At 65.5% G+C, this 9,604-nt stretch carries 11 protein-coding genes; 9 read left to right on the top strand and 2 right to left on the bottom strand.

Going from position 1 to position 9,604, the window contains the following annotated elements; translation table 11 throughout:
• Window positions 1–406, top strand: a 406-nt coding sequence (gene prs / locus V6M50_RS19795) for a ribose-phosphate diphosphokinase (protein ID WP_332820302.1), incomplete at its 5' end; no start/stop codon positions are given.
• Window positions 407–412: 6 nt separating this feature from the next.
• Here prs and V6M50_RS19790 read toward each other — a convergent pair.
• A complete protein-coding gene (locus V6M50_RS19790) occupies window positions 413–955 on the bottom strand; it encodes a TetR/AcrR family transcriptional regulator (RefSeq protein ID WP_332820301.1) in 543 nt (180 codons plus the stop codon).
• Window positions 956–1,071: 116 nt separating this feature from the next.
• Here V6M50_RS19790 and hisN point away from each other — a divergent pair, with 116 nt between their 5' ends.
• Together hisN and V6M50_RS19780 are read left to right on the top strand one after the other, a co-directional pair.
• Complete coding sequence (gene hisN, locus V6M50_RS19785; RefSeq protein ID WP_332820300.1) at window positions 1,072–1,854, top strand: histidinol-phosphatase; 783 nt, start codon at window positions 1,072–1,074, stop codon at window positions 1,852–1,854.
• 16 nt (window positions 1,855–1,870) lie between these two features.
• Window positions 1,871–2,221 (top strand): GFA family protein, encoded by a 351-nt coding sequence (locus V6M50_RS19780; RefSeq protein ID WP_332820299.1) that lies wholly within the window; start codon window positions 1,871–1,873, stop codon window positions 2,219–2,221.
• Here the strand turns inward: V6M50_RS19780 and V6M50_RS19775 are convergent.
• Window positions 2,218–2,628 (bottom strand): VOC family protein, encoded by a 411-nt coding sequence (locus V6M50_RS19775; protein ID WP_332820298.1) that lies wholly within the window; start codon window positions 2,626–2,628, stop codon window positions 2,218–2,220. The two genes, V6M50_RS19780 and V6M50_RS19775, sit on opposite strands and share 4 nt — an antisense overlap.
• Window positions 2,629–2,800: 172 nt before the next feature.
• Here V6M50_RS19775 and rpmI point away from each other — a divergent pair, with 172 nt between their 5' ends.
• From rpmI to V6M50_RS19745, 6 genes are all read left to right on the top strand, one after another.
• Window positions 2,801–3,004: a 50S ribosomal protein L35 gene (rpmI, locus tag V6M50_RS19770; RefSeq protein WP_106000796.1), complete on the top strand. Its 204-nt coding sequence runs from the start codon at window positions 2,801–2,803 to the stop codon at window positions 3,002–3,004.
• 13 nt (window positions 3,005–3,017) lie between these two features.
• Window positions 3,018–3,383, top strand: coding sequence for a 50S ribosomal protein L20 (rplT, locus tag V6M50_RS19765; protein WP_137752332.1), 366 nt, complete (start codon window positions 3,018–3,020; stop codon window positions 3,381–3,383).
• A 484-nt stretch (window positions 3,384–3,867) separates the two neighbouring features.
• On the top strand, window positions 3,868–4,782 hold the full coding sequence (locus V6M50_RS19760; protein ID WP_332820297.1) for a helix-turn-helix domain-containing protein: 915 nt from the start codon (window positions 3,868–3,870) through the stop codon (window positions 4,780–4,782).
• Between the two features lie 144 nt (window positions 4,783–4,926).
• Window positions 4,927–6,024 (top strand): phenylalanine--tRNA ligase subunit alpha, encoded by a 1,098-nt coding sequence (gene pheS / locus V6M50_RS19755; RefSeq protein ID WP_332820303.1) that lies wholly within the window; start codon window positions 4,927–4,929, stop codon window positions 6,022–6,024.
• A complete protein-coding gene (gene pheT / locus V6M50_RS19750) occupies window positions 6,021–8,417 on the top strand; it encodes a phenylalanine--tRNA ligase subunit beta (protein WP_332820296.1) in 2,397 nt (798 codons plus the stop codon). The genes pheS and pheT overlap by 4 nt, the downstream gene beginning before the upstream one ends.
• A 445-nt stretch (window positions 8,418–8,862) precedes the next feature.
• Window positions 8,863–9,369 carry a nuclear transport factor 2 family protein gene (locus V6M50_RS19745; RefSeq protein ID WP_332820295.1) on the top strand — a complete coding sequence of 169 codons (507 nt, stop codon included), beginning with the start codon at window positions 8,863–8,865 and terminating at the stop codon, window positions 9,367–9,369.
• Window positions 9,370–9,604 lie beyond the last annotated feature (235 nt).

Raw genomic sequence — 9,604 nt, 5'->3', positions numbered from 1 at the left:
CGCCAAGCGGCTCGACAACGCCCCGCTCGCGATCGTCGACAAGCGCCGCGAACGCGCCGGCGAATCGGAAGTGATGAACATCATCGGCGACGTGAAGGGCCGCTTCTGCATCCTGATCGACGACATCGTCGATTCGGCGGGCACGCTGTGCAACGCCGCCGCCGCGCTGAAGGCCGCGGGCGCCGAGGGCGTCGTCGCTTATTGCACCCACGGCGTCCTGTCGGGCGGCGCGGTCGCGCGCGTCGATGCGAGCGAGCTCACCGAGCTGGTGATCACCGATTCGATCCAGCCCACCGATGCCGTCAACGACAGCGGCAAGGTCCGCGCGCTGACCGTCGCGCCGCTGCTCGGCGAAGCGATCAAGCGCATCGCCGACGAATCGAGTGTCTCCTCGCTTTTCGACTGAAGGCGTTCAGCGCGCGAGCAGCGCGCCGACGATCAGCTCTAGTTCGCGGCGAAAGCTCGCATGGTCGGGCGCCGCATGGACGAGGCCCTTGGCTGTCCAGCAGAGCGCCTGCGCCATGCTCCCCGCGCGCGACACCAGCGCGCCGGGTCCACTCAGCCGGATCGCATTGGCCATCGCGGCAACCAGCTTGCGCTCGGCGGAGCGTACCGCCTCGCCCGGCTCGGGTGCCACCATCACCGCAACCTCGACCCCGTGCGGCGAGGCGCGGAGCATCGTCATATGCTGTCCCGCCCAGGCATCGAGCGCGGCGAGCAGCCGCGCCGCCAGCGTCGCCCCGGGATTGTCCAGACTGCGAAGCGCCTCGGCGAGCGACCGGTCGACCAGTAACTTCATCGTCCAGTCGACCAGCGCCGTTTTCGATCCGAAGCGATTGTAGAGCGCCTGACGCGACACGCCCGCCGCGCGCGCCAGATCCTCCATCGACGCCTTGCGGAATCCCAGCCGCGCGAAGGTGGCCAGAAAGGAATCGGCGGAGATGCGGTCGGACATAGGATCGCATGTACAAAATATATCAATTTTGTACATGCGATATAATCGGGCAATTGACGGCTGCCTCCCATGCTCAGGGGTGGCGGGCACGGCGTCGCTGCGCTAGCGCTCGCCGCATGACCCTTGCTTCCGATCTCGCGCTCGCCAATCGCCTCGCCGATGCCGCCGGCGATGCCATCCGCCCCTTGTTCCGCGCCGCCTTCACGCATGAGGCCAAGGCCGATGCCTCGCCCGTGACCGAGGCCGACCGCGCCGCCGAGGCCGCGATGCGCCGCCTGCTCGATGCCGAGGCGCCGCGCGACGGAATCATCGGCGAGGAATATGGCGCCGAACGCCCCGACGCATCGCGCCAATGGGTGCTCGACCCGATCGACGGCACGGTCAGCTTCATGGCCGGACGCCCGATCTTCGGCACGCTGATCGCGCTGCTGCAGGACGGCTGGCCCGTGCTCGGGATCATCGACCAGCCGATCGCCGGCGAACGCTGGGTCGGCGCGCTGGGACAACCGACCTTGTTCAACGGCAAGCCCGCGCGCACGCGCAGCTGCCGCGACCTTGCCGACGCCGCGCTCGCCACCACCGGCCCGCAATATTTCCCCGACCATGATGCCGAACATTTCATGGCGCTCGCGGCACAGACCGCCCACAAACGCCTGATCTTCGGCGGTGACTGCTATAATTACGGCCTGCTCGCGAGCGGCCATGTCGACCTGGTGGTCGAGGCGGGGCTGAAGCTCCACGACTTCGCCGCGCTGGTGCCCGTGGTCGAGGGCGCGGGCGGGACGATGTGCGACTGGAACGGCGATCCGCTCAACGCCGACAGTTCGGGCCATGTCATCGCGCTCGGCGATCCCGCGCGGCTCGAGGATGTTATAGAGGGACTCGCCTGCCACCATTGAACGGAGAGGAACAGACATGGCTTTCGAAGGCAGCTGCCACTGCGGCGCGGTAACCTATACGGTCGAGGGCGATATTCCGGGCACGGCGATGAGCTGCAATTGCTCGCATTGCCGGCGCAAGGGGTTCTTGCTCGCCTTTGTGCCGATCGACCGGTTCCGGCTGGACAGCGGGGCCGACAAGCTCGCAAGCTACCAGTTCAACAAGCATAATATCGATCATCAATTCTGTACCGACTGCGGCTGTCAGGGCTTTTCGGTCGGCACCGGACCCGATGGATCGAAGATGGCGGCGGTCAATCTGCGCTGTGTTCCCGACGCCGACCTCGATGCGCTGATCATCCAGAAGGTCGACGGCGCGAGTTTCTAGGTCACCGGACCGCCGATCGACCAGATATGGCCGAAGGGGTCGGTGACCTGACCATAGCGCTGGCCCCAGAACTGGTTGTCGAGCGGAAAGCGGACCGAGGCGCCGGCCGCGAGCGCCCGGTCCCACGCCGCATCGGCATCGGGGACATCGAGATGCAGTCCGACGCCCGCGGGCGTCGATGAGCCCTGACCATCGCCCATTTCGGGGAAATCGTCGTTGAGCATCAGCGGGCCGCCATTGAGTTCGAGATGCGCGTGCAAGATGCGCTGGCCATCCTCGGCCATATGGCGGCCGCTTTCGGACGCGCCGAATGCACGCATATAGAAATCGATCGCTTCGCTCGCCCGATTGCCACGAATCGTCAGGTGGGGGACGACGCCCGCCATTGCGCAATATTCTTCCGACATGCGACTCACTCCCTTCGATGATGATGGGGCTTATTGTTACCCTGCGCCGCGGCATCGGGGAACAAGCTTGCATTTCCGGGCGAATCCCCCTAAGCGCCCCGCTTCCGATTGTGTCGGCTGGCTGAAAGGGCTGCCAGGCCGATACGCAAACGGACTTCCAAAGGAGACCAAAATGCCCAAGTTGAAGACCAAGAGCGGTGTGAAGAAACGCTTCAAATTCACCGCCTCGGGCAAAGTGAAGCACGGCGTTGCCGGCAAGCGTCACCGCCTGATTTCGCACAATTCGAAATATATCCGCACCAACCGCGGCACCAGCGTGCTGAGCGATTCGGATGTGGCCCATGTGCGCCTCTGGGCGCCGTACGGCCTGAAGTAAGGAGCGCTAAGGCATGTCACGCATCAAACGCGGCGTCACCACGCGCGCCAAGCACAAACGCGTATTGGAACAGGCGAAGGGCTTTTATGGCCGTCGCAAGAACACCATTCGTATCGCCAAGCAGGCGGTCGAAAAGGCCGGCCAATATGCCTATCGCGACCGCAAGGTTAAAAAGCGGAACTTCCGCGGTCTGTGGATCCAGCGCATCAACGCCGCGGTTCGCGCCGAGGGCCTGACCTATTCGCAGTTCATGCACGGCGTGAAGCTGGCGGGGATCGAACTCGACCGCAAGGTCATGGCGGACCTCGCGATGAACGAAGGCACCGTCTTCACGACGATCATCGCCCAGGCGAAAGCGGCGCTGCCCAAGGCAGCCTGACGCTTCGACCCAAGCGAACGAAACAAGGGCGGTCCCGACGGGGCCGCCCTTTTTCTTTGAGGTTGTGTGGAGTGAAGCGGCGTCCGCTCGCCACGAAGAAGCGGCGCGAAACTCTCGTTCCGCGCCGCCTCGACAATGGTTCCAGTGGAAACCATCGCCCCCCCGCCCGTACCGAAAAGCCGTGGGTCGCAGAAGCTGCCGGCCGGAACGAAGCTCGGAAAATCAGTCGTCTTTTTCAGGTCCTTACCAAATCCCCATCCTTTGGCACCGACGCCGTCGGCTCGGCGGCGACCTGTCGCCGCGTCCGCCAATCCGGGCGCACGGCATCGCCGTCGCGCCCGATATTCCCCTCGCAGGCTCCGCTCCCCCAAGAGCGGGCAACGCAACTATGCCGCAGGCGGCGAGTATAAAATTGTAAAAACCCGACAAGAACGGACAGCGAAACATTGTTTTTCGCCGACTTTGCCCGTTAGATGGAGGCCGCATGCCCCAACGCGACGCGCCAGCGGAGGACAGGACACCGGATCTATCCGGCGTACGCGTCGCGACGCGCTTCTTCCCGCTGTCGGCGGCGCTGCGCCCCTATGTCAGCACCATCTACCTGACCGAGGTCGTCGTGCCCGACGACACGCGCATCGACGATTATCTGCACCCCGAATGGGCCAATCTGCGATTTATCGAGGGTGACGCGCCGTTCGCCGCGATCGGCGGCGGCCCGGTGGTCGCGACGCCGCGCTTCGTCGCGACCGGCCCTACGAGCAAGGCAAGCTATTTTGCCGCGGGCAATATGCGCGCCTGGGGCATCGGCATCCTTCCGATGGGCTGGGCCAAATATATTTCCTTGCCCGCCGAGGATCTCGCCGACCGTTTTTGCGACGGCAACGCGCATCCCGCCTTCGCGCCTTTTGCGCCGCTGACAGGGATGCTGCGACAAGTGAATGACGTCGATGCCGCTGTGGCGATGATCGACGCGCATTTTTGCGGCCTCCTCGCGGGCGCGCCGCCCGACGATCCGGCAATTCTCGCCGCGCATCGCGCGCTGGTCGACGATGATCTGTCGAGCGTCGCCGACCTTTCGGCCAAGCTGGCGCTGTCCGAACGCTCGATCGAGCGATTGAGCCTCCGCGCCTTCGGATTTCCCCCGAAATTGCTGCTGCGGCGTCAGCGTTTCCTGCGGTCGCTCGGGCGCTTCATGCTCGACCCGTCGATGGCGTGGATCGATACGATGGATCATCATTATTACGACCAGGCGCAGTTCACGCGCGACTTCCAGCGTTTCATGGGAATGAGCCCGCGTGAATATGCGACGCGGCCCAAACCGATATTGGGCGCCGCGGCATTTGCGCGCGCCGCCGCGGCAGGGGCCGCGGTGCAGGGCTTGCACAAGCCTGCAGGATAGCCCCGTTTCCCGCCAATAGGCTTGATTGCAGGGCGCGTTCGGTGCAAGCGGCAGGCGACGGACGCGCGGGCAGCCGCCGTATCCAAAAGAACCAGAGAAATGCAGGCCGGCAGCGCCAGCGCCGCCGGAACAGGACGAACGACGATGAGCGATATTCAGGCCATTCAGGCGCAGCTGGTGGACGACATAGCGGCGGCGGCCGACCTCGACGCGCTCGAAGCGCTGCGCGTCGCCACGCTTGGCAAGGCGGGGAGCATCACCGCGCTGCTCAAGACGCTGGGCAGCATGACCCCCGACGAGCGGCAGGCGCGGGGACCCGAGATTCATGGCCTGCGCGAGACGGTGACCGCAGCGCTGGGCACACGCAAGGCCGCGCTCGACGCGGCGGCGCTCGACGTGAAGCTGGCCGCCGAGGCGATCGACATGTCGCTGCCCGCCGAAGCCGCCCCGCGCGGCAGCGTCCATCCGGTGAGCCAGGTGATGGACGAGCTCGCCGAAATCTTCGCCGACATGGGCTTCGCGGTCGCCACGGGCCCCGAGATCGAGGATGACTGGCGCAATTTCACCGCGCTGAACATCCCCGAGACGCATCCGGCGCGCGCGATGCACGACACCTTCTATTTCCCCGAAGTTGGCGAAAGTGCCGCGCAGCGTATGCTGCTCCGGACGCACACTTCGCCGGTGCAGATCCGCACGATGATGTCGCAAGAGCCGCCGATCCGCATCATCGCGCCGGGGCGCGTCTATCGCAGCGACAGCGACGCGACGCACACGCCGATGTTCCATCAGGTCGAAGGGCTCGTCATCGACCGCGGCATTCATATGGGGCATCTTAAATGGACGCTCGAAACCTTCCTCAAGGCCTATTTCGAACGCGACGACATCGTGCTGCGCCTGCGCCCCTCCTATTTCCCCTTCACCGAACCCTCGGCCGAGGTCGATGTCGGCTATAAACAGGAAAAGGGCCGCCGCATCGTCGGCGGCCATGGTGACGATGATGGCCATGCGTGGATGGAGCTGCTCGGCAGCGGGATGGTCAACCGCCGCGTGATCGCCAATTGCGGGCTCGATCCCGACGAGTGGCAGGGCTTTGCCTTCGGGGTCGGGGTCGACCGGCTCGCGATGCTCAAATATGGCATGGACGACCTTCGCGCTTTCTTCGACGGCGACCTCAGGTGGCTGTCGCACTACGGGTTCGGCGCGCTGTCGGTGCCCACGCTGAGCGGGGGGATTTCGGCATGAAGATCACCCTCGATTGGCTGAAAGAGCATCTGGATGGTGCCTTCGACGTCGCCGATGTTGTCGCTACGCTCAACCGCATCGGCCACGAGGTCGAAGGCGTCGAGAATCCGGCCGAGAAACTCGCCGGTTTCCGCGTCGCGCGCGTGCTCACCGCCGAGAAACATCCGCAGGCCGACAAGCTGCAGGTGCTGACCGTCGAGGCCGGCCCAGACATCAACGCCGGCGCGCCGCTCACCGTCGTGTGCGGCGCGCCCAATGCGCGCGCGGGGCTCGTCGGCGTGCTCGGCCTGCCCGGTGCGGTCGTGCCCGCGAACGGCATGGAGCTGAAGGTCGCAGCGGTGCGCGGGGTCGAATCGAACGGCATGATGTGCTCGACGCGCGAGCTCGAGCTGGGCGACGATCATGACGGGATCATCGAACTGCCCGCCGATGCGCCGATCGGCACCAGCTTCGCCGAGTATAGCGGCGCGGGCGATCCGGTGATCGACATTTCGATCACCCCGAACCGGCAGGACTGCATGGGCGTGCGCGGGATCGCACGCGACCTCGCCGCCGCCGGGCTCGGCACGCTGAAGCCGCTCGACGTCCCGACGATCGCCGGCGAGGGCGCCCCCGCGACCGAGATCGCCACCCACGATCCCGAAGGCTGCCCCGCCTTCTATGGCCGCACGATCGGCGGCGTTACCAACGGCACCGCGCCCGAATGGATGCGGCGCCGGCTGGAGGCGGTCGGCCAGCGATCGATCTCGGCGCTCGTCGACATCAGCAATTATGTGATGTTCGACCTCGGCCGCCCGAGCCATATCTATGACCGCGCACAGTTGACCGGTGCGCTTGTCGCCCGGCGCGCCAAGGATGGCGAAAAGGTCGTCGCGCTCAACGGCAAGGAATATGTGCTCACCGACACGATGACCGTGATCGCCGACGATCATGGCGTCCATGACGTTGCCGGCATCATGGGCGGCGAGCATAGCGGGTGTAGCGAGACGACGACCGACGTGCTGATCGAGGTCGCCTATTTCACCCCCGAGCGCATCGCGCTGACCGGACAGGCGCTCGCGCTGACCAGCGACGCGCGCAGTCGTTTCGAGCGCGGGGTCGACCCGGCGTTTCTCGACGACGCGACCGCGATCGTCACCGGCCATGTCCTCGCGATTTGCGGCGGCACCCCGTCGGCGATGACGCATGCGGGGGCGCCGCCCGCCGACGTGAAGACGATCGATTATGATCCCACGCTGTCGGCGACCCTCGGCGGCATTGCGATCGCCCCCGAACGGCAAAAGGACATCCTTGCCGCGCTCGGTTTCGGCGTGATCGAACAGGGTGGCCGCTGGCAGGTATCGGTGCCGAGCTGGCGTCGCGACATCGATGGCCCCGCCGACATCGTCGAGGAAGTCACGCGCATCACCGGCTTCGATGCCATCGCCTCGGTCCCGTTGCCGCGCACCGACGGCGTCGCGAAACCGACCGCGACCCCCGAACAATTGACCGAACGCCGCCTGCGCCGCGCCGCGGCGGCGACCGGGTTCGACGAAGCCGTCACCTGGTCGTTCATCAGCGAACGCGATGCCGCGCCCTTCGGCGGCGGCACCTGGTCGCTCGCCAATCCGATCAGCGAAGACCTCAAGGTCATGCGCCCGTCGCTGCTCCCCGGGTTGCTTGCGGCGGTGCAGCGCAACCAGAATCGCGGCGCGGGCAGCATCCGCCTGTTCGAAATCGGCCGCCGCTACCTCGCCGATGCCGAGCATCCGACGCTTGCCATCGTGATGGCGGGCGACAAGCGCGCCCGCGGCTGGCAGGCGGGCAAAGCCGCGCCGTTCGACGCGTTCGATGCCAAGGCGGCGGCGCTGGCGCTGCTCGAGGCCGCGGGCGCGCCCGCCGACCGGCTGCAGGTGATGGAAGCGGTTCAGACCGGCAGCATCTGGCACCCCGGCCAGTCGGCAACGCTGCGGCTCGGACCCAAAGCGGTGCTCGCCGAATTCGGCGCGCTCCATCCGCTGCTCACCCGCGCCTTCGACGTCGACGGGCCGGTGATGGCGGTGCAGATCTTCCTCGACGCGATCCCGGCGAAACGCGCGAGCGGCCCCGCGCGAGCAGCCTTCACGCCGCCTGCGCTGCAATCGGTGCGCCGCGACTTCGCCTTCCTCGCCCCCAGCACGCTGACCGCGGCCGAGCTGGTGCGCACGATCCGCGGCGCCGACAAGGCCAGCATCGTCGATGCGCGGCTGTTCGACCGCTTCACCGGCCAGGGCGTGCCCGAGGGTCAGGTCAGCCTCGCGGTCGAGGTCGAGCTGCAACCGGTGGAAAAGAGCTTCGCCGAAGCCGAGCTGAAGGCGATCGCCGACAAGGTGGTCGCGGCGGCGGCAAAGCTGGGGGCGACGCTGCGGGGGTAATTGCCGCTTCTCCCGATAGGTCGGTTAGCGACCGATTGCGGTCGTTCGACATATGCTCCATCGATGCAGGAAGCACAGGTTTTGCTGAACGCCGAAATTCGGAGACTGAAATGCTGGATGTGATTCTGGGCCTGTTTCTTCCTGCCGGTCACCGAGATGAACCGCGAGGACCGCTTTTCGTTTTTCTGGCGCTGGTTTTTTGCCTTGCCGTGTCTGTGGGATTGTATCTCTTGGGTCGCGGAACGTAACGGCCCCATAGATCCGTCGGATAGCAGCCCGACGGCAATCGACCGATTGCAGACAGTAAGTCCCATCACTCGTGTGAGCCGACGCATCGCCTCAACAAGGTGCCGTTGCGTCACGGAATCTGGCCGATGGACACCCCACGTTGCTAGGTATATCGACAAAGCGCTCTCTCGTGATCGTACCCTTCTTGGAGGTTTTCATGAACCGCGGCTCGTTTCTTATCGGTGTCGGGATAGCTCTTGCCGGTAGCATCGCGACATTGGAGTGTGCATACGCCCAAGGGGTCAGAGCGGAAGATCCCGACCTGCAGGCAACGCTCGAGAGGATGGATGCGGCTCATATTGCGTTCCACAATGGAAACCCTGAGCCCTCAATGGCCATCTGGTCCCACGCTTCCGATGTGACGCTGACGGGCGGCGCCGGAGGAAAAATTGAGATGGGTTGGGACAACGTGCGTCCGCGGCTGCGATGGGCGAGCGCACAATATACCAGAGGTCGTCAACAGAATGAGCGTGTCCGGGTCACGAGCGCCGGGGACCTTGCCCTCGTGGTGCAGTACGAACACATCTGGTTCTACCCGCCGGGTTCGCAAACGGAATCAGAACGGCACTATCGCGTCACAACCGCGCTTCGCAGGGAGGCGGGGCAGTGGCGCGTGATTCACCGTCACGCCGATACCATGATGGCACGTGAAACCCCACGCTAGTTGGACCCGACGAAGACCGAGTGATCGGCCGATCTGCCTTATATCCGCTTTCCACCCCGTATCAGCCGTTCGGCGCAATTCGGGACACGATGGCGGCTAACGACCGATAGCGGCCATCATTCTCCCCTCCCGCTTGCGGGAGGGGTCGGGGGTGGGCAGCGACGTGGCGACCATACCCACCCCGCTGCGGCTAGCCAGCAAGCTGGCAAGCCTCGCTGCCCCTCCCGCAAGCGGG

The sequence above is a fragment of the Sphingopyxis sp. genome (genome assembly GCF_036675685.1).
GTDB lineage: Bacteria > Pseudomonadota > Alphaproteobacteria > Sphingomonadales > Sphingomonadaceae > Sphingopyxis.
Note: the sequence above shows the minus strand (reverse complement) of the source record. Positions and strands in the feature narration are given on the sequence as shown.

What these genes read in the sequence shown, in the direction of transcription:
- rplT (WP_137752332.1), top strand. Translation starts at nt 3,018, where the DNA reads ATGTCACGCATCAAACGCGGCGTCACCACGCGCGCCAAGCACAAACGC.
- V6M50_RS19745 (WP_332820295.1), top strand. Translation starts at nt 8,863, where the DNA reads ATGAACCGCGGCTCGTTTCTTATCGGTGTCGGGATAGCTCTTGCCGGT.
- V6M50_RS19790 (WP_332820301.1), bottom strand. Translation starts at nt 955, where the DNA reads ATGTCCGACCGCATCTCCGCCGATTCCTTTCTGGCCACCTTCGCGCGG.
- V6M50_RS19775 (WP_332820298.1), bottom strand. Translation starts at nt 2,628, where the DNA reads ATGTCGGAAGAATATTGCGCAATGGCGGGCGTCGTCCCCCACCTGACG.
- V6M50_RS19780 (WP_332820299.1), top strand. Translation starts at nt 1,871, where the DNA reads ATGGCTTTCGAAGGCAGCTGCCACTGCGGCGCGGTAACCTATACGGTC.
- rpmI (WP_106000796.1), top strand. Translation starts at nt 2,801, where the DNA reads ATGCCCAAGTTGAAGACCAAGAGCGGTGTGAAGAAACGCTTCAAATTC.
- V6M50_RS19760 (WP_332820297.1), top strand. Translation starts at nt 3,868, where the DNA reads ATGCCCCAACGCGACGCGCCAGCGGAGGACAGGACACCGGATCTATCC.
- hisN (WP_332820300.1), top strand. Translation starts at nt 1,072, where the DNA reads ATGACCCTTGCTTCCGATCTCGCGCTCGCCAATCGCCTCGCCGATGCC.
- pheS (WP_332820303.1), top strand. Translation starts at nt 4,927, where the DNA reads ATGAGCGATATTCAGGCCATTCAGGCGCAGCTGGTGGACGACATAGCG.
- pheT (WP_332820296.1), top strand. Translation starts at nt 6,021, where the DNA reads ATGAAGATCACCCTCGATTGGCTGAAAGAGCATCTGGATGGTGCCTTC.